General features: G+C 61.1%; 14 protein-coding genes. 12 read left to right on the top strand and 2 right to left on the bottom strand.

Translation table 11 applies throughout. From position 1 onward, the window contains the following. Positions 1-40: 40 nt before the first annotated feature. Positions 41-832 (bottom strand): creatininase family protein, encoded by a 792-nt coding sequence (locus J3364_RS03305; RefSeq protein WP_349556686.1) that lies wholly within the window; start codon positions 830-832, stop codon positions 41-43. Positions 833-1,021: 189 nt separating this feature from the next. Between J3364_RS03305 and J3364_RS03300 the strand changes: the two genes are divergently transcribed. Together J3364_RS03300 and J3364_RS03295 are read left to right on the top strand one after the other, a co-directional pair. Beyond that, positions 1,022-1,825, top strand: a complete 804-nt coding sequence (locus tag J3364_RS03300; RefSeq protein WP_349556684.1) for an enoyl-CoA hydratase-related protein — start codon at positions 1,022-1,024, stop codon at positions 1,823-1,825. A gap of 8 nt (positions 1,826-1,833) precedes the next feature. Next, positions 1,834-2,238 carry a helix-turn-helix transcriptional regulator gene (locus tag J3364_RS03295; RefSeq protein ID WP_349556682.1) on the top strand — a complete coding sequence of 135 codons (405 nt, stop codon included), beginning with the start codon at positions 1,834-1,836 and terminating at the stop codon, positions 2,236-2,238. Between the two features lie 9 nt (positions 2,239-2,247). Here J3364_RS03295 and galU read toward each other — a convergent pair whose 3' ends face one another. Further along, positions 2,248-3,087 carry a UTP--glucose-1-phosphate uridylyltransferase GalU gene (gene galU / locus J3364_RS03290; protein WP_349556680.1) on the bottom strand — a complete coding sequence of 280 codons (840 nt, stop codon included), beginning with the start codon at positions 3,085-3,087 and terminating at the stop codon, positions 2,248-2,250. An 800-nt stretch (positions 3,088-3,887) separates the two neighbouring features. Here galU and J3364_RS03285 point away from each other — a divergent pair. From J3364_RS03285 to prpF, 10 genes are all read left to right on the top strand, one after another. Next, a complete protein-coding gene (locus J3364_RS03285; protein ID WP_349556678.1) occupies positions 3,888-5,612 on the top strand; it encodes a ShlB/FhaC/HecB family hemolysin secretion/activation protein in 1,725 nt (574 codons plus the stop codon). A 385-nt stretch (positions 5,613-5,997) separates the two neighbouring features. Next, complete coding sequence (locus tag J3364_RS03280; RefSeq protein ID WP_349556676.1) at positions 5,998-7,542, top strand: glucan biosynthesis protein G; 1,545 nt, start codon at positions 5,998-6,000, stop codon at positions 7,540-7,542. 21 nt (positions 7,543-7,563) lie between these two features. After that, positions 7,564-7,821, top strand: a complete 258-nt coding sequence (locus tag J3364_RS03275) for a hypothetical protein (RefSeq protein ID WP_349556674.1) — start codon at positions 7,564-7,566, stop codon at positions 7,819-7,821. After that, the gene (gene mdoH, locus J3364_RS03270; RefSeq protein ID WP_349556672.1) at positions 7,814-9,940 is read left to right on the top strand and encodes a glucans biosynthesis glucosyltransferase MdoH; all 2,127 of its coding nucleotides are present in this window, start codon (positions 7,814-7,816) and stop codon (positions 9,938-9,940) included. Before J3364_RS03275 ends, mdoH begins: the two co-directional genes overlap by 8 nt. A 47-nt stretch (positions 9,941-9,987) precedes the next feature. Continuing rightward, complete coding sequence (locus J3364_RS03265) at positions 9,988-11,571, top strand: OpgD/OpgG family glucan biosynthesis protein (RefSeq protein WP_349556671.1); 1,584 nt, start codon at positions 9,988-9,990, stop codon at positions 11,569-11,571. A 110-nt stretch (positions 11,572-11,681) separates the two neighbouring features. Continuing rightward, entirely contained in the window at positions 11,682-12,362 is a 681-nt protein-coding gene (locus tag J3364_RS03260) for a GntR family transcriptional regulator (protein ID WP_349556669.1), read from the top strand. 13 nt (positions 12,363-12,375) lie between these two features. Then, the gene (gene prpB / locus J3364_RS03255) at positions 12,376-13,263 is read left to right on the top strand and encodes a methylisocitrate lyase (protein ID WP_349556667.1); all 888 of its coding nucleotides are present in this window, start codon (positions 12,376-12,378) and stop codon (positions 13,261-13,263) included. Positions 13,264-13,364: 101 nt separating this feature from the next. Then, positions 13,365-14,492 (top strand): bifunctional 2-methylcitrate synthase/citrate synthase, encoded by a 1,128-nt coding sequence (gene prpC / locus J3364_RS03250; RefSeq protein ID WP_349556665.1) that lies wholly within the window; start codon positions 13,365-13,367, stop codon positions 14,490-14,492. 165 nt (positions 14,493-14,657) lie between these two features. Next, positions 14,658-17,264: a Fe/S-dependent 2-methylisocitrate dehydratase AcnD gene (gene acnD, locus J3364_RS03245; protein ID WP_349556663.1), complete on the top strand. Its 2,607-nt coding sequence runs from the start codon at positions 14,658-14,660 to the stop codon at positions 17,262-17,264. 479 nt (positions 17,265-17,743) lie between these two features. Beyond that, a complete protein-coding gene (gene prpF, locus J3364_RS03240; RefSeq protein ID WP_349556661.1) occupies positions 17,744-18,922 on the top strand; it encodes a 2-methylaconitate cis-trans isomerase PrpF in 1,179 nt (392 codons plus the stop codon). The last annotated feature ends 110 nt before the right edge of the window (positions 18,923-19,032 follow it).

The raw sequence follows: 19,032 nt of genomic DNA, 5'->3' as shown, positions 1-19,032 counted from the left end.
CTGGGCAATTATACGATGGCGTTTGCCGCCGGATTGTCGGTTAACGCAGCAACCGCAGATTGAAACGGGCGGTTTCCCGGAACGTGGCGGCCAGCGCGGCGGCAAAATGGGCCACCAGCTGACGCCCCTGATCCGCAGTTGCCCGACTGGCGCGTCCCACGACACCGACCGGGTTCAGATCCTGGCCCATCCAGGCGAAAGCGGCGTCGCCCTCCGGCGTCAGATGACGGTTGCCGGCGAGTCCGGTTTCCTCAAGCGACTGGAAGTGCTCAATCAGATCTTGCCGGACCTGATCCGGAGCCAGGTGCAGCATCATGGCGGTTTCCAGCTCGCCGCCGTGGAGACCGCGGCGAAGTTCATCCGGCTCGATCAGGGTCTCAGGAATGCGGTAGCGGAAGTAATTGGCCTTGACCACCAGCATCCCGAAGCGCTGTCGCAACTGCAGGGCCGCCAGATCGATAATCTGCCGGTTACCACCGTGGCTGTTGAAAATCACCAGCCGGTGAATGCCGCTGGCAGCAACGGACCGGCCAATGTCCACCAGCACGTCGATGGCCGTGTCCGGGCGCAGCGAGAGCGTTCCCGGGAAGTCACTGTGCTCCAGGCTGAGGCCAATCGGCAGGGTCGGCAGGACCAGCAGTTCAGCGTCGTCAAAGCCGTTAAGCGCGGCCTGCAGGATGCCTTCGCCAATAATCCGGTCAGTCGCCAGCGGCAGGTGGGGACCGTGTTGCTCGATGGCCGCGACCGGTAACACGGCGACGCTGGCAGCGTTGATTCGCTCTTTCAGTTCGACCGTGGTGAGGGCCTGCCAGTCCAGCGTGGAATAAGTCATGACGGTCGCCTCCTTGTCCTGCGATACAGGGAGTATAGTGTGCGGGAAGGGTTTCGTAAGCTCTTGTGTAGAGCTATAGAAGCAATTGATTTATGACTGTTTTCGATCAGCCCCGCGATTGCGTGAGAGCGAACCCATAAGGTGTAATGGTGGCCTGAGTCACTTTGATCGTACCGGCAGGAGTAGCCCTTGTCCGATTCCTTCCTGACAGACCTGACCCTGATTGACGGATTGGCCCGCATGCGGCTGCCGCAGTCGACTGACACGCTCTGGAGCGATGCCAGCCTCGAGGCGTTCTACCGTGATGTGCAGGCCCTGGACAGGCGCCAGGATGTGCGTGGGCTCGTCATCGAGGGCCAGCCGGGGCAGCCGTTCTCGCACGGCGTGGATCTTGCCTTGTTCCATGATGGCAGTAAGGCCGCCGGCGCCGGAGTGAATCGTGAGTTCGGTCTGGCGTTCAACGCCCTGCGTCGTTTTCCGGGTGTTTCGGCAGCCGCTTTGACCGGCGATGCCGCGGACGCCGGGTTGGAATGTGCGCTATGCTGTGACTTCAGAATTGCGGAGCCCACAGTGCGCCTGTCGATCGTGCCGGCCCGTTATGGCCTGGTCCCGGTCGGTGGCGGCAGCCAGCTGTTACCGCGTCTGGTGGGCGAGGTCTGGGCCAAGCGATTGTTGCTGTGTGGCGAAACCGTAGACGCCGAAACGGCACTGGCCATCGGCCTGGTCGACGCCATCAGCGAGCCCGGTCAGGCGAGTGAGCTGGCTTCGGACTGGGTGCGCCGGTCTTTCCGCCAGGGGCCGCAGGCCGTGCGGGCGACCAAGCAACTGATCGAGCATGCGCGGATGCGTCCACTGGAGACCGGCTTTGCCGCCGAGCGTGACTGGATGGTGGAGCTGCAGGGCACCGCCGAACAGATTGAAGGCATACAGGCCGCCGACGCGGGACGCGCACCGCGTTGGACGGACCATGAGGGAGAAGGGGGAGATCGGTGATGCGGTATATGACGTCCTTTCATCGACGCCTGCGGGTGCTTCGGGAGTCCAGGCAGCTGTCGGTGGCCGACATTGCCCGCCTGTGTGATGCCGATGAGCGCCGCGTCGCCGGCTGGGAAAGTGAGAACCCGAAAACCCGGACCTTTCCCGATATCGACGAATTGATGGACCTCTGTCTGAAAACCGAAACGCCCCTGGAAGCCCTGCTGGATTTCGAGGATGCGCCGGATGCGGGACAGTTGGAACTGCCGGGACTGGCGTTTGATTCCAATGCGGATCTGGGCCGGGTGCTCGAAGAGTTGGAGCGGGAAATCGAACGGCTCAAACCGACCGAAGAAGAGATGGAAATGCTGCGCCGGTTCCGCAATACCACTGCGGAGAACCGGCGCATGGTGATTCAGCTGCTTGGCTGAATCCCTGCCTTAACCGTTGCCGTTCTTGTAGATGTTCTCGTAGACGTAGTTGGTCGCGTCAACGAAGCCATCCACGCTACCGCAGTCAAAACGACGGCCGCGGAATTTATAGGCCAGCACGCAGCCTTTCTGGGCCTGGTGGAGCAGGGCATCGGTGATCTGGACTTCGCCGTTCTTGCCCGGTTCCGTGTTCTCGATAATCTCGAAGATATCCGGCGTGAGAATGTAGCGACCGATGATCGCCAGGTTGGACGGGGCATCTTCCGGAGCCGGCTTCTCGACCATGTCGGTGATGCGGTACAGACCGTCTTTCATCGGCTCGCCTGCAATCACGCCGTATTTGTGCGTCTCGTCTTCCGGTACTTCCTCAATGGCCACGATCGAGCAGCGGAACTGCTTGTAGAGTTCGGCCATCTGCGCCAGCACGCTGATATCCCCCGGCTCGGCCACACAAAAGTCATCCGCCAGGACGACGGCGAACGGGTTATCGCCCATCAGGTTACGACCGGTCCAGATCGCGTGACCCAGGCCTTTCATTTCGTTCTGGCGGGTAAAGGAGAAGGAGCTGTTGTCGATCAGCTCGCGAATGGACGTCAGCAGGTTTTCCTTGCCTGAACCGGCAATCTGGTGCTCCAGCTCATAGCTGATGTCGAAGTGGTCCTCAATGGCGCGCTTGCCGCGACCGGTCACGAAACCGAATTCATGGATGCCGGCTTCCGCTGCTTCCTCAACGCCATACTGCACCAGCGGCTTGTTGACGATGGGCAGAATCTCCTTGGGCATGGCCTTGGTGGCCGGGAGAAAGCGGGTACCGTAACCGGCAACGGGGAATAGGCACTTCCTGATCATATGAATCGTCCTTATTAGCGGTTCATTCAAACCTGTCCATGACCGGGCGACGGCCCGTCCGGGGAAAGGTCTCCGGAACATTTCAGGTTTTGCACAAAGTTTGCCAAGTGTAACCAAGTTGATATGACAAATGGAGACATGCCCGCTTACCACTTCGTCACTTTGACGTAATTCTGGCGCGTCGGCCGGATAAAGATCGCCCGCCAACCCCCAGTATCCGGCGCTTTCCGGGTGACAGGCAAGTTCCGGCAGGGAGCGCTTGTCGTGTGTTATCGATCCATCAAACGCCCTGATGGTCCGGTTACATTTTTCTGTCCGGTTATGCGACAAGTTATGTTATGGCGTTGTGCACCGAGTTGGGGCGGGATTCGGGTGGATTTTCAGAATGGTGCCCGTGATATCGTGACGGGTTTCGAGCCCTTCTTGCCAAGTAATTGAAAATACGCCTCTTGTGGCAGCATTCGGTCGCTATCGAGGGTGATTCAACGGGGCCGGAACAAGGTGTTGAAAGGCGGTAACCTATCTCCAGAAACTACATACAAACTTGGATACAACTTGTTGTTTTTCGTTAAAAATTAAATTTGTAAATTTTTGATAGTAAGGGCTGGTATGTGACCTGCATCTTGCCTATAGTCGGTACTGCCAACGCATACCGTGCTTGTTGACTCGCGATGGGTTCATTGTGGGCAACAGGACCATCCCAAGTGTTGCCGTCTGGGGTCTTCGGTAAAACGATTTTCTTCAATTCCATTGACCGAAATAGTCGGGTGCTTCCTTGCGCCTGATGGGGACGCTTGTTTGTGAGATTCTGGGCACTTATGGCATTTGTCGGCTGCATCATCAGCACCCAGGGTGGTGCCGTGGTGCGTTTTGCCGAGCCAGACGCGGGTGCCGGCTATGAGCTGGGCAACGCCCTCGGTACTTCCTTTGCCAATGGATCGGAGCAGGATAGCCGTGGCTGGTTGACCTCCCGGTCCGGTCCGGCTACCAAGCCCGATCGAACCCAGCTGCAAACCGACTGGCCGTCCGGCCGGTGTGTGCCCATCGATTCCGTTCGCCTGCCCGGCCTGAAGCTGTTGTCCAGCCGGGTCGTCACCCGCGTTCACGCGCTGGTGCAGCCGGAGACACGCCAGTGCCTGGATCCGGATCGCCTCAATGGACTCGCCAATCGCATCAACCAGGTGCTGGAGCAGGAGGGCGAGCAGGACACGGTGGCCTGGCTGCCGGAACGCCCCATTGTGAATCACGTCCTCACGCTGCGCTTTCGCAATGCAGCGATGGGTGAGGCGCGTCGGGCGTCCGCCCAGACCCCGTCCCATGCCGCTCGTTTTTCGTCGCCGCGCGGCACGGCGCTGGTTGCAACCGATACGCTGCCGTCGTACACGTTCGGGCGCTGGAGCCGTCCTTCCGGCCTGGCCAACGTGGCGCCGGTGGAAGGCGCAGAGCCGACATCGAAGGCCTCCAAAGCGCCGACGGTGCGCTTCCAGCACGTCCATCGTCATTGGCTGGGCTCACACCTTCAGGTCGCGGGGAATTCCGCATCTACCCGGGACCAGCGCAGCGGTCAGATCGGCCTGGAAGCGGACAACCTCATTCGCGATAACCATGCGCTCAGACTCAACTTCAACGAGTCGGTGTCTCAGCGTATCGAGAACGAAGCGGAAGCGTTCTCTTTCCACTATGCCTTTCCGCTGGGCGCGAGTCGCCTCAGCTTTGATGTGGATAATTTTTCCTACCGCAGTACCGTGCAGGGTGACGACGGGAAATACGATGCCAGCGGCGAAGGTCGCAATGTCTACGTCAGCGGTCGCCGCTCGCTGTTCTCTCTATACGGCGTGCAGTTTGACAGCATCATGAGCCTGTCGGCGCAGGATGCGTCTTATTACGAGGACGGCGAATGGGTGGAAGATTCCTCCCGGCAGAAGTCCCTGTTCACGCTGGAAGGCAGTACCTCCCATGAGTTGTGGTACGACGTGATGGCGACAACCCGGGTTTCCGCGGTCAGCGGCCTGGAAGTGGTCGGCAAGGAATACGACATGGAAGAGGACTTCAACGAGGACGATGCGTTTCGCAAATATTCGCTGTCCGCAGCCCTCTCGCGCGATTTCTTCGACTGGCAGTGGGGCGTCAGCGGGCATTACCAGTTCTCACCCAATGATCTGCCGGACTCCGAGTACATGACAGTGGCCGGAGCCTCCATGATTTCCGGGTTCAATGGCCAGAACGTGAGTGCCGCCGAAGGGGGCTGGTTGCGCCTGGATGCCAGTAGCCCGCGCTTCGACACGCCGCTGATGCCGTATATGCGTTCGGGTCTTCGCCTCTCGGTCCTGCAGGGCTGGGTGCCGTACACGGACGAGCAGGCCGACCGCTATGGTTCCGCTAGCGCCGCCGAGATCTCTCTCAACATGCAGGGTCGTGGCTTCCAGGCCGGTTTGAGTGTGGGTCGGATGCTCGGGGCATCCAGTCTGGCGACCACCAAGCCTGACGTGCCTGATGTTTCCCTCTCGCTTTCCATGGGCCTGTAGCGGATTGCACCGCCGTTCGGGCCGCACGGTTCTTGTCCTGTCTGCCTCCATGGACCGTCTCCCGGTGGTCTATACGTCTGCCCATCATTCCGACATATTCTGACGATACGTTCGAATTGGTCATATACTGACCATTAATCGGGGCTGGCGCGTGTCGGTTCTGAGACGTGTCTTACAGAGATGTCACTTGAAGCATAAGCTACTGACAGTGTTACATTAAAAACTCTGGTACGTCGGAAACGACCAGGGACTCCCACTGGGCGACGGTCTTCGTCACTCGACAGACGCTGCCCAGGAGCCCTTCACGCGCCGGACAGGTCATGGAGTTGGCGTCTCGGCTTCTGACACCCCTTTGAACCTCTGAAACGACGGAGATGGATTGTCCATGCTTTCAGCCCGATTGCTTATGTTCCTGCTCGGCCCAACCATGCTCCTGGCCGCCAATGTGGCCAGTGCCTTCGGGCTTGAAGATGTGGAACAGATGGCGAAAGCACGTGCCGGAAAGCCCTACGAGGCGCCTGCATCGGCCCCCCAGTTCCTGCAGGATCTGAGCTACAGTGATTACCAGGCGGTTCGCTTCAAGCCCGAGGCCAGTCTCTGGCGGGAAGGCCGCTCCCGCTTCCAGGTGCGGATGTTTCCACCGGGCAGCTACTATTCTCACGCCGTCACACTGCATGAGGTAGACAGCGAGGGCGTCGAGCCCATCAACTTCGACAAGGGCAACTTTACCTATCCGAACGATGCGTTTGCCAAGCGCGTTCCCGCCGATCTGGGCTATGCCGGTTTCCGGCTGACGTTCCCGATGCACAAGGAAACGGACCAGGAGCAGTTCATGGTCTTTGGTGGCGCCAGTTATTTCCGTGGGCTGGGGCGCGACAACCGGTTCGGGTTGTCGGCTCGGGGGATCGCGATCAACACCGGGCTGCCCTCCGGCGAAGAGGTGCCCAGCTTTGTGGAATTCTGGCTCGAACGGCCCGCCGGAGGCAGCGATACCATGCGCGTGTACGCGCTGCTGGACGGCCCCAGCCTGACCGGCGCTTATCGCTTTGATATTCATCCCGGAGCCAGCACGCAAGTCGATGTGACCGCCCGGTTGTTTTTCCGGGACAAGGTTGAGCTGCTCGGACTCGCACCGCTGACCTCCATGTTCTATTACGGCAAGAATACCGTGCGTCCGGTGGGCGAGTGGCGGCCACAGGTCCACGATTCCGATGGCCTGCTGATCCACGACGGCGGCACTGGCGAGTGGCTGTGGCGCCCGCTGCTGAATCCGCGCAAGTTGCGGATGAGCTACCTCCAGGCGGAAGATCTCAAAGGCTTTGGTTTGATGCAGCGGGATACGCAGTTTGACCAGTTCGAGGATCTGGAAGCCCGCTACGACAAGCGACCCAGCGCCTGGGTGGAGACCAAAGGTGATTGGGGGAAAGGGCATGTGGTCCTGGTGGAGATTCCGACCCGCTCCGAGGTGAACGACAACATCGTCACCTTCTGGCAGCCGGATGGCCAGGTCAAGGCGGGCGATGAGCGAACCCTGCAATACACCCTCATCTTTGGCGGCCCGTCCATTGCCAAGCAGCCCACGGCCCACGCCACGCAGACGTTTGTCGGCGAGGGTAACCGGATTGGTGGCGGCAATGTCGAAGGGGCCTATCGACTGATCGTGGATTTCAAGGGCGGCGAGCTTGATGGCCTTAAGCCTGATGCACCGGTGGTCAGCCAGGTATCCGGCGGCGACCACGTCAAGGTGGTCGAGCATTTCGTCGAATACAACGAACCCACCGACGCCTGGCGGCTGTCCATGCTGGTGCGGCCTGATCCGGATGCGGATATGACCCTGCGAGGGTTCCTGAGTCTCGAGGGTAAGCCGCTTACCGAGACCTGGACCTACCAGTTGCCGGTTGGCTCGGATCTGCGGGCGCCCAAGGAATAAGGCCAACAGGGAGGACGAGCGATGAAACGAGCGGTCTGTCAGCAAGCCCTGGATCGATTGATTGCCTACCTGCGGGGCTGCGGCGTGGAGATTACGTCGGAAAATTGCCGCAAGGCGCTGCAGTTGGTGGACCGGGCATTGGCCGAGGCGGGAAGCCGCGATGTCATGGCCCGGGCCATGGATATGATTCCCGAATACTTCGACCTGCCACCCCTGGCCATCCCCATGCAAAGCCCGCCGCTGATGCGCGGCAGTATCGGATACCATACCAATGTCTGAAGCGCTCCAGGAGCGAACAACCCAAGACGCCATCCCGGCGAAAGCCTCCAAACGCTACCGTTGGCGGGGCATCGCCTTCATCCGGCGCAGCCTTCTGATCCTGTTTGTTCTGGGTCAGACCACCGTCGCCTGTTACTACCTGCTGTGGGTACTGCCTTACCACGGCAGTACCGGTGTCGAGCTGGGGCTGCTGATTCTGTTTGCGCTGCTGTATTCCTGGATTGCCGTGGGTTTCTGGACGGCAATGCTGGGCTTTGTGCTGCGCCTGTTCGGCGGGGATCGGCGTTCTCTGATGCACCGCCATTCCGCGGAAGAGCTGGACCAGACGCCGTTGGGCAAAACCGCGGTAATCATGCCCATCTACCATGAGCCCGTGCACCGTACGCTGAGCGGCTTGAAAGCGGTCTATCAGGACATCGAGCGGGCCGGACAGATCGAGAACTTCGAATTCTATATTCTTTCCGACAGCCGGGATCCCAACGTCTGGCTGGAGGAACAGGCCACCTGGCAGCGCATGGCCGAGGAACTGGGCGCCGAAGGCCGCATGTTCTACCGGCGACGGACCGTGAACCTGAACTACAAGAGCGGCAATGTCGCGGATTACCTGCGCCGCTGGGGGCGCCGCTCCAAGTACATGGTGGTGCTGGATGCGGACAGCCTGGTCAGCGGCCAGACGCTGGTTCGCATGGTCCAGCTGATGGAGCGGGAGCCGCAATGCGGCATCCTGCAGACCAATCCGACGCTGATCAACGGCCAGTCCCTGTTCGCCCGGATGCAGCAGTTCGCCAACCGGGTGTATTCGCCGCTGTTCGCCACCGGGCTGGCGGCCATCCAGATGGGCGACGCCGCCTTCTGGGGGCACAACGCGATTCTGAGGGTCGATGCGTTCATGGAGCATTGTGGCCTCAGGAAGCTGCCGGGCTTTGGTATCTTTGGCGGCCCGATTCTCAGCCACGATTTTGTCGAGGCGGCCTACATGGGCCGGGCCGGTTACGAAGTCTGGCTGGAGCCGGAGTTGGGTGAGAGCTACGAGGAATCGCCACCCACGCTGTCTGATGAGCTGACCCGGGATGAACGCTGGTCCAAGGGCAATATCCAGCACCTCTGGATCATGCTGTTCGGCCGTAAGCTGCGATTCGCCCACCGGATGGCGTTCATGAACGGGATCATGGCGTACTGCGCGTCGCCCTTGTGGCTCGCTTTCCTGATCCTGACCACGGTTGAGGCGGCGCAGATGGCGTTGTCGCCCATAGACTACTTCCCCGAAGGCCACCAGGGGCTCTTTCCCCTTTGGCCGGAATGGCGACCTGAGTGGGCGCTGGGGCTGGCGCTGAGTACCATGGCGCTGCTGTTTATTCCCAAGTTCCTGGCCATCCTCGATGCGCTGATCCACCGCAAGTCCAGGTTCTTTGGCGGCTTCGGGCGTCTGTTCGTCAGCGTTCTGATCGAGATCGTCATCTCCGTATTGCTGGCGCCGGTTCGCATGCTCGCTCACAGCCGCTATGTCCTTGGGGCCTTCATGAACTTCTCACTCAGCTGGGCCGGGCAGAACCGGACGGAGGAAACCACGTGGCGGCAGGCCATCGTGACCCAGCTGCCCGGCCTGATCGTCGGCGCCTCCTGGTCGGCTTTCGCCTGGAGTCTGGACCCGCTGTTTTTCATCTGGTCCTTGCCCGTGGCGATACCGCTGGTTCTGGCGGCACCGACCTGTGTTTACCTGAGCCGCGTGAGCATCGGTGAGCGGTTGCATCGCCGCCGTCTGCTGCTGATTCCGGAGGAGATCAATCCCAGCCCGCTGCTTGACGACGCCGAGATCAGCCGCAAGGCCGAACCCGAGGAATCACCGCTGACGAATTTCGAGGAAGCGGTCCTGCGGCCGCGTCTGAACCAGATGCACCAGGCGCTCGCCGGTCGCCACCGCCGCCGTGTGCGGGCGGAGGTGCTGGCCAACCTGGTCCAGCGTTGTGTGCGGGAAGGCCCCGAAGGCCTGACCCGGAGTGAACTGAGTCACCTGTGCCGGGATCAGGAATCCCTGGCCGCATTGCACCACGAGGCCTGGCGCGCCCGCCCTGACAGTTACTGGGGCAGTCGTATCGATAAGCTCGCCACGGGCGACTGATCGGCCGGCCCGCATCGTTCCACGGTAAAAGGGAGGGGAACACCCGCATGGATCGTCGTACAGTGATGAAAATGCTCGCCGCCGCCGGAGTGCAGGGCTTGCCCCTGTCAGCCCTGTTGAACAGCTCTCTGGCCAACGCGCGGCCCATTGGAGAGCCGCAGGCGTTCAGCTACGCGTGGCTCAAGGGTAGGGCGCGTGAACTGGCGGCAAAGCCGTTTGAGTCCCATGAGGGCGAATTGCCCCGCTCGTTGAAGAACATTTCGTGGGACGATTACCAGGCCATCCAGTTCCGGCCGGAAAAATCGCTCTGGCAGGATGAGGGCAGCGCCTTCCGGGCCCAGTTGTTCCACCTTGGCCTGTTCTTCAAGACACCGGTTCACATCTACGAGGTTACGGACGGCCAGGCGCAGGAGCTGGGCTACGATCCCTCGTATTTCAGCTATTCCGGCAAGCAGCCGTTGGGCGACTTGCCGGAAGATCTGGGCTTCGCCGGCTTCCGCATCCAGTTCCACACCAACTTCAAGCTGGATCTGGCGGCGTTCCAGGGTGCGAGCTATTTCCGCGCCGTCGGCAAAGACATGCAGTACGGCATGTCCGCCCGGGGGCTGGCGATCGATACCGCCACCGATCACGATGAAGAATTCCCCAAGTTCACCGCCTTCTGGCTGGAAAAGCCCAAACCCAACAGCACCAAGCTGACCGTCTACGCGCTGCTGGATTCACCCAGTACCACCGGCGCCTACGTGTTCGACCTGTACCCCGGCCGCAACATGGTAATGGACATCGGCTGTGCCCTGTATCCACGCAAGCACATCGAACGGGTAGGCATCGCCCCGCTCACGAGCATGTACCAGGTGGGCGAAAACAGCCAGCGCATGGATTACGACTGGCGTCCTGAAATCCACGATTCCGACGGGCTGGCCATGCACAGCGGCGCGGGCGAGTGGATCTGGCGGCCACTGGTGAACCCGCGCGGCATCCGGGTCAACACCTTTGTCGACAAAAATCCGAGAGGTTTCGGCCTGCTCCAGCGGGACCGGGATTTCGACCACTACCAGGACGATGGCGTGTTCTATGACAAACGCCCGAGCGTCTGGGTCGAGCCAAAGGAAGACTGGGGCAAGGGCAGCATCATGCTGGTGGAGATTCCCACGGTGGACGAGACCTTCGACAACATCGTGGCGTTCTGGAATCCCGAGAAGCCGCTGGCGCCCAATCAGGAACACCTGTTTTCCTATCGCCTGAACTGGGGCGAGCAGGCGCCGGTCAAGCCGTATGAGCTGGCTACCGTGCGCGCCACCCGGACCGGTCTGGGTGGGGTTGTCGGCCAGAAGCGCGAGTACTTCTCCTGGCGGTTTGCGGTAGATTTTGCCGGTGGCATGCTGGATATGCTGGGCGAGAACGCCAAGGTCGTACCGGTGATCACGAGCAGCCGCGGTCGCATCGAAATCACCTCTGCGCGTCCGCTGCACGAGATCAATGGTTACCGCGCGATGTTCGACCTGGTGCCGGACGACTCCGAAGAGCCCATCGATCTGCGCCTCTACCTGAAGCTGGACGACCAGCCCCTGACCGAAACCTGGGTCTACCAGTACACCCCGCCACCCAAGGATCAGCGCAAAATCTACTGATTCCTGCCCTTTCTTTGTCAACAATCCGGGAGTCGGCTTTCCCGGATTGTTGACAAAAATCAGTTCCAGGCGTAGTTTTCTCGACATCACAGATATTATTGTCGACAAAAATGCTTGATGCCGTCACTCCAACGCAGACCCGTGCAGACGAAGCCTTCGAATGTCTGCAAACCGCGATCGTCAAGGGCGAGCTGGCCCCGGGCGAGAAAATCGGTGAGGTGGAACTCTGCGAACGCTTCAACCTGACCCGCGGTCCGCTGCGCGAGGCCCTGGGTCGTCTGGAATCCCGCGGCCTTCTGGTCCGCCGTCCCCACGCCGGTTTCAAAGTCGTCTCGATCAACGGCGAAGAACTGCTCGAGCTCTATCGCATCCGCGAAGCCATGGAGGGCCTGGCTGCCTGCCAGGCCGCCGAGCGTATGACGGACGCCGAAATCGATGACCTGCAACGTCTTCTGGATCGTCATGAACAGATGGTGGACGAAGCGCAGGGACAGGCGTATTACCAGCATGAAGGGGATTACGATTTTCATTACTGCATCGCCATAGGCAGCCGCAACCGGAAGCTCAGTCAGATGCTGCTGGGCGACCTGTACTACATGGTGCGCCTGTACCGTTACCGGCTAAGTACGTCCGCCGGCCGCCCGCACCGGGCACTTCGAGAACACCGCAGTATCGCCGACGCCATCGCCAACCGGGATGGGGAATTGGCCCAGTTTCTGATGCAGCGCCACATCAATGCGGCGCGGCTGAACATCGAGAAAAAGATTCAGGAAGGTGTCCTGACATTCTGAATGGGGAGAGTTTATGAACCAGTCACTTACTGCCGGGGCCCGTTTCCGCAAAGCCCTCAAAGAAAACAATCCGCTGCAGATCGTGGGTACCGTTAATGCCTACTGCGCCATGATGGCCGAAAAAGTGGGGCATCAGGCCATTTACCTGTCTGGTGGTGGTGTCGCCAACGCCTCCTACGGTCTGCCAGACCTGGGCATGACCACCATGAACGACGTGCTTGAAGACGTTCGTCGCATCACCGCCGTGACCGATACGCCACTGCTGATCGATATCGACACTGGCTGGGGTGGGGCGTTCAACATCGGCCGCACCATCAAGGAAATGGAGCGCGCCGGCGCGGCGGCGGTTCACATTGAGGACCAGGTGGCCCAGAAGCGTTGCGGTCATCGTCCCAACAAGGAAATCGTTTCCCAGGACGAGATGGTTGATCGCATCAAGGCCTGTGCCGATGCACGCACCGACGAGAATTTCTTCATCATGGCTCGGACTGATGCTTTCCAGCGGGAAGGTCTGGAACCGGCTATTGAACGGGCCAAGGCCTGCATTGAAGCCGGGGCGGACGGCATTTTCGCCGAAGCCGTGACCGAGTTGGAGCATTACCGGGCCTTCTCCGAGGCGCTGGACGTGCCCATCCTGGCGAACATCACCGAATTCGGCGCCACGCCGCTGTACAACACCAAAGAGCTGGCGGAAGCCGGCGCCGACATGGTGCTGTACCCGCTGAGCGCTTTCCGCGCCATGAACAAGGCCGCGCTGACCGTCTACCAGAACATCCTGGAGAAGGGCGACCAGAAAGACGTGGTGGACATGATGCAGACCCGCATGGAGCTGTACGATTTCCTCAATTACCACGAGTTCGAACAGAAACTGGACGCCCTGTTCAAGCAGCAGAAAAGCTGAGTAACAGGCCGCTGATTTGCGATCGAGTGCTTCAGGCACTCGATCGCCCGACACCACACGACTTCAAATAATCGCAAACAACGACGCACAAGGTGACAACCATGGCTGAGAAAAAACTGGGCGGCGCTGGCCTTCGTGGCCAGGTCGCAGGCGAAACCGCACTCTGTACCGTGGGTCAGAGCGGAACCGGTCTGACCTACCGGGGCTATGACATCACGGATTTGGCAGACAATGCCCAGTTTGAAGAGGTGGCCTACCTGCTGCTGCGTGGCAAGCTGCCGAACCAGCAGGAGCTGGACGCCTACAAGACCAAGCTGCAGGGCCTGCGGGCACTCCCGGACGCGCTCAAGGCCGTCCTGGAGCAGATCCCCAAGGACGCGCACCCGATGGACGTCATGCGGACCGGCTGCTCCATGCTGGGCAATCTGGAAACCGAAGAGGACTTCAGCGAGCAGGACGACAAGATCGACCGCATGCTGGCGGTGTTCCCGAGCATCATCACCTATTGGTACCGCTTCGCCCATGAAGGCGTGCGCATCGAGACTGACGGCGACTGCGATTCCATCGGCGGGCATTTCCTGGAGCTGTTGCACGGCAAGAAGCCCAGCGAGCTGCACGAGCGCGTGATGAACGTGTCCCTGATTCTTTATGCCGAGCATGAGTTCAACGCCTCCACCTTTACCGCTCGGGTCTGTGCGTCCACGCTGTCCGACATTCACAGCTGCGTGACCGGCGCCATCGGCACACTGCGCGGTCCGCTGCATGGCGGCGCCAACGAAGCGGCCATGGCCTTGATTCAGAAGTTCCAGACACCGGACCAGGCCGAGCAGGGCCTGATGGGCATGCTGGAGCGCAAGGAAAAGATCATGGGCTTCGGTCATGCGGTCTATCGCGAATCCGACCCGCGCAACGCGATCATCAAGAAATGGTCCGAAAAACTGGCGCAGGAAGTGGGCGACGAGGTGCTGTACCCGGTCTCCGTGCGTTGCGAAGAGGTCATGTGGCGCGAGAAGAAGCTGTTCTGTAACGCCGACTTCTTCCACGCCTCGGCCTATCACTTCATGGGTATCCCGACGGAGCTGTTTACACCGATCTTCGTGATGTCGCGGGTGTCCGGCTGGACCGCCCACGTGAAGGAGCAGCGTGAGAACAACCGGATCATCCGCCCGAGTGCGGACTACACCGGCCCCGAGCACGCCGAGTGGCTGCCGATTGAGAAGCGCGCCTAAGACGCGTCCCCCTCTCTCCAAACCTCTCTCCCGCCAGGGGAGAGAGGCTTATCCCCCAAGTTAGAGTTATAAGCTCCCCTCTCCCCTGGCGGGAGAGGGGCCGGGGGAGAGGGGGATGAAGAGAGACCAACGCCACACCCGACCCATTATCGCCAAAGGTCAACCATGAACACTCAATACCGCAAGCCCCTGCCGGGCACCGACTACGATTACTTCGATACCCGCGAGGCCGTCGACGCCATCCAGCCCGGCGCCTACGACAAACTGCCGTACACCTCCCGCATCCTGGCGGAGCAGCTGGTGCGCCGTTGCGATCCGGCCACGCTGACCGATTCCCTGAAGCAGCTCATCGAACGCAAGCGGGATCTGGACTTTCCCTGGTACCCGGCCCGCGTCGTGTGCCACGACATCCTGGGTCAGACGGCACTGGTGGACCTGGCTGGCCTGCGCGATGCGATTGCCGAGAAGGGCGGCGACCCGGCCAAGGTCAACCCGGTGGTGCCCACCCAGTTGATTGTTGACCATTCCCTGGCCGTCGAGCATCCGGGCTTCGAGAAAGACGCGTTCGAGAAGAACCGCGCCATCGAGGATCGCCGCAACGACGACCGTTTCCACTTTATCAACTGGACCAAGGCCGCGTTCGAGAATGTGGACGTGATCCCGCCGGGCAATGGCATCATGCACCAGATCAACCTGGAGAAGATGTCGCCGGTGGTCCAGGTGCGCGACCGCGTGGCCTTCCCGGATACCTGCGTGGGCACCGACAGTCACACGCCGATGGTGGATGCGTTGGGCGTGATCTCCGTCGGCGTGGGCGGCCTGGAAGCCGAGAGTGTCATGCTGGGCCGGGCGTCCATGATGCGCCTGCCGGACATTGTCGGTGTCGAGCTCACTGGCAAGCTGCAGCCGGGCATCACAGGTACGGACATGGTGCTGGCGCTGACCGAATTCCTGCGGAAAGAGCGGGTCGTCGGCGCGTACCTGGAATTCTTCGGCGAGGGCGCCGACAGCCTGACCGTGGGCGACCGCGCCACCATCTCCAACATGACGCCGGAATACGGCGCCACGGCGGCGATGTTCTACATCGACGACCAGACCATCGACTACCTCAAGCTGACCGGTCGCGACGACGATCAGGTCGCGCTGGTCGAGAACTTCGCCAAGCATACCGGCCTGTGGGCGGACAGCCTGAAGACCGCCGAGTACGAACGCGTCCTCAGGTTCGACCTGTCCAAGGTCGTGCGCACCCTGGCCGGCCCGTCCAACCCGCACGCGCACCTGCCCACCTCCGAGCTGTCCCAGCGCGGTATTGCCGGTCAGTGGGAAGAGAAAGAAGGCGAAATGCCGGACGGCGCGGTCATCATTGCCGCGATCACCAGCTGTACCAACACCTCTAACCCGCGGAACATGGTGGCGGCCGGCCTGATTGCCCGCAATGCTAACAAGCTGGGCCTGATCCGCAAGCCGTGGGTGAAGTCCTCGCTGGCGCCAGGCTCCAAGACCGTCAAGATGTACCTGGAAGAAGCTAACCTGCTGCCGGAACTCGAGCAGTTGGGCTTCGGCGTGGTCGCCTTTGCCTGTACCACCTGTAACGGCATGAGCGGTGCGCTTGATCCGAAAATCCAGAAAGAAGTGGTCGACCGGGATCTCTATTCCACCGCGGTCCTGTCCGGTAACCGCAACTTTGACGGGCGGATTCATCCGTACGCCAAGCAGGCGTTTCTGGCCTCACCGCCGCTGGTGGTGGCCTACGCCATTGCCGGCACCATCCGCTTCGACATCGAGAAGGACGCCCTGGGTCACGACGCCGACGGCAACCCGATCCTGCTCAAGGACATCTGGCCCAAAGACGAGGAAATCGACGCCATCGTGAAATCGTCGGTGAAGCCGGACCAGTTCCGCGACACCTACATCCCGATGTTCGACGTCACCCGCAAGGCCCAGGCGCAGTCCGACCCGCTCTACGAGTGGCGTCCGATGAGCACCTACATCCGCCGACCGCCGTATTGGGAAGGCGCCCTGGCCGGTGAGAAGAACTTGACGGGCATGCGGCCGCTGGCGGTCCTGGGTGACAACATCACCACGGACCACCTGTCGCCGTCGAACGCCATCCTGGCCTCCAGCGCCGCCGGCGAATACCTGGCGAAAATGGGCCTGCCGGAAGAGGATTTCAACTCCTACGCGACCCATCGCGGCGATCACCTGACGGCGCAGCGGGCCACGTTTGCTAATCCGAAGTTGCTGAACGAAATGGTCAGCGACGACAACGGCGGCGTGAAGCAGGGCTCCCTGGCTCGTGTTGAACCGGAAGGCAAAGTGGTGCGCATGTGGGAGGCGATCGAAACCTACATGGACCGCAAGCAGCCGTTGATCATCGTCGCCGGTGCCGACTACGGGCAGGGCTCCTCCCGTGACTGGGCCGCCAAAGGCGTGGCGCTGGCCGGTGTCGAGGCCATCGTTGCCGAAGGCTTCGAACGGATTCACCGGACCAACCTGGTGGGCATGGGCGTGATGCCGCTGCAGTTTGAGGAAGGTATCACCCGCAAGACGCTGGGCATCGACGGCACCGAGACGTTTGACGTGAAAGGGCAGCCGGCACCCCGTGCCACGTTGACGCTGGTCATTCACCGCGCCAACGGCGAGAGCCAGGAAGTGCCGGTCATTTGTCGCCTGGATACGCAGGAAGAAGTGTCCATCTACAAGGCAGGCGGTGTGCTGCAGCGTTTTGCGCAGGACTTCCTGGAGGCTGAGGCGGATAAGGCAAGTGCTTGAGAAACCGTCTCTGCAAGGCAAGAGCTATTTATGTGGGGCTGACTGGGGCACCTGACGGTGCCTCAGAAGCTAAAGCATCTGCTACATACTCGGGGTGACCTGAAAATGTAGCCGACGCTTCAGCTTCGGAGCAGCCCGCGGGCTGCCGATGATCCTCCAGCACCCGTAGGTTGGGCTGACGCCGGAAGCCCAACAAATTTGGACGGCGGCTAGCCGGATGACTGTCTGTGCCCGATCAGACCGGTGTCGTAAAACGCGAACTCAGAGCGTCCGTTTGAACCTCTGGGATGTTGGGCTTCCTGCGTCAGCCCAACCTACTTGTGGGGCACCTGACGGTGCCTCAGAAGCTAAAGCATCTGCTACATGCTCGGGGTGGCCTGTAAATGTAGCCGACGCTTCAGCTTCGGAGCAGCCCGCAGGGCTGCCGGTAATTCCCCACGGGGCTGATATCGTCCACAGAATTCCCAGGAACCACCAAAATGACCCACAAACCCCAAATCAGAATCCCCGCCACCTACATGCGTGGTGGCACCAGCAAGGGCGTGTTTTTCAACCTGACCGACCTGCCGGAAGTGGCCCAGGTACCGGGCGAAGCACGCGACAAACTGTTGCTGCGCGTCATCGGCAGCCCCGATCCCTACGGCAAGCAGACCGACGGTATGGGCGGCGCCACATCCAGTACCAGTAAGACCGTCATCCTGTCGAAAAGCGACAGTCCGGATCACGACGTCGACTACCTGTTCGGCCAGGTCTCCATCGACAAACCGTTTGTCGACTGGAGCGGTAACTGCGGTAACCTGACCGCAGCCGTGGGGGCGTTTGCCATCAACAACGGGCTCGTGGACCCGACGCAACTGCCGGAGAACGGCACCGCCACGGTCCGGATCTGGCAGAAGAACATCGGGAAAACCATCATCGCCCGCATCCCCATGACCAACGGGGAGGTGCAGGAAACCGGCGACTTCGAACTGGATGGTGTGACCTTCCCGGCGGCCGAAGTCCAGGTGGAGTTCATGGACCCGGCGGACGGTGAGGGTGCCATGTTCCCGACGGGCAACGTCGTCGACGATTTGGATGTCCCCGGCGTCGGCACCCTGAAAGCCACCATGATCAACGCCGGCATCCCGACCATCTTCATCAACGCCGAGGCCATCGGCTACGACGGCACCGAACTACAGGACGCCATCAACAACGATGACCAGGCCCTGACCCTGTTTGAAACCATCCGCGCCCACGGCGCCGTCAGAATGGGGCTGATCAGCGACGTGGCCGAAGCGGCCAACCGTCAACATACGCCCAAAGTGGCCTTCGTCGCGCCGCCCAAAGGCTACGTAGCCTCCAGCGGTAAAGAGATCACCGCTGCAGACATCGACGTACTGGTGCGGGCTTTGTCCATGGGCAAACTGCATCACGCCATGATGGGCACCGCTGCCGTAGCCATCGCCACAGCTTCGGCGATTCCGGGCACGCTGGTGAACCTGGCCGCCGGTGGCGGCGATCGAACCTCGGTGGTGTTTGGCCATCCGTCGGGCACCTTGCGAGTCGGCGCCGAAGCCGAGCAGGTGAACGGCCAGTGGAGCGCGAAGAAAGCCATCATGAGCCGCAGTGCGCGCATCCTGATGGAAGGCTGGGTACGTGTTCCGGGGGACGCGTTCTGAGTTGTTTCTATTAAAGGAGACCGGGTCCGCTCGAAGCGGCCCGGTTTCCGGTCCATACTGACGCCATCATTTCTTGAAAGGCCGGGACACTAGCGGCACCCTCCCGGCCA

This window comes from Marinobacter sp. NFXS9 (genome assembly GCF_040148665.1).
Lineage (GTDB): Bacteria > Pseudomonadota > Gammaproteobacteria > Pseudomonadales > Oleiphilaceae > Marinobacter_A > Marinobacter_A mangrovi.
The sequence above is the reverse complement of the archived record's forward strand: the minus strand, read 5'-3'. Positions and strand labels throughout refer to the sequence as shown.

Bases quoted from the DNA above. Each gene is read 5' to 3' on its own strand.
- J3364_RS03260 (WP_349556669.1), top strand. From the start codon at position 11,682: ATGCTTGATGCCGTCACTCCAACGCAGACCCGTGCAGACGAAGCCTTC.
- J3364_RS03280 (WP_349556676.1), top strand. From the start codon at position 5,998: ATGCTTTCAGCCCGATTGCTTATGTTCCTGCTCGGCCCAACCATGCTC.
- J3364_RS03305 (WP_349556686.1), bottom strand. From the start codon at position 832: ATGACTTATTCCACGCTGGACTGGCAGGCCCTCACCACGGTCGAACTG.
- mdoH (WP_349556672.1), top strand. From the start codon at position 7,814: ATGTCTGAAGCGCTCCAGGAGCGAACAACCCAAGACGCCATCCCGGCG.
- prpF (WP_349556661.1), top strand. From the start codon at position 17,744: ATGACCCACAAACCCCAAATCAGAATCCCCGCCACCTACATGCGTGGT.
- prpC (WP_349556665.1), top strand. From the start codon at position 13,365: ATGGCTGAGAAAAAACTGGGCGGCGCTGGCCTTCGTGGCCAGGTCGCA.
- J3364_RS03295 (WP_349556682.1), top strand. From the start codon at position 1,834: ATGACGTCCTTTCATCGACGCCTGCGGGTGCTTCGGGAGTCCAGGCAG.
- prpB (WP_349556667.1), top strand. From the start codon at position 12,376: ATGAACCAGTCACTTACTGCCGGGGCCCGTTTCCGCAAAGCCCTCAAA.
- J3364_RS03265 (WP_349556671.1), top strand. From the start codon at position 9,988: ATGGATCGTCGTACAGTGATGAAAATGCTCGCCGCCGCCGGAGTGCAG.
- galU (WP_349556680.1), bottom strand. From the start codon at position 3,087: ATGATCAGGAAGTGCCTATTCCCCGTTGCCGGTTACGGTACCCGCTTT.
- acnD (WP_349556663.1), top strand. From the start codon at position 14,658: ATGAACACTCAATACCGCAAGCCCCTGCCGGGCACCGACTACGATTAC.
- J3364_RS03275 (WP_349556674.1), top strand. From the start codon at position 7,564: ATGAAACGAGCGGTCTGTCAGCAAGCCCTGGATCGATTGATTGCCTAC.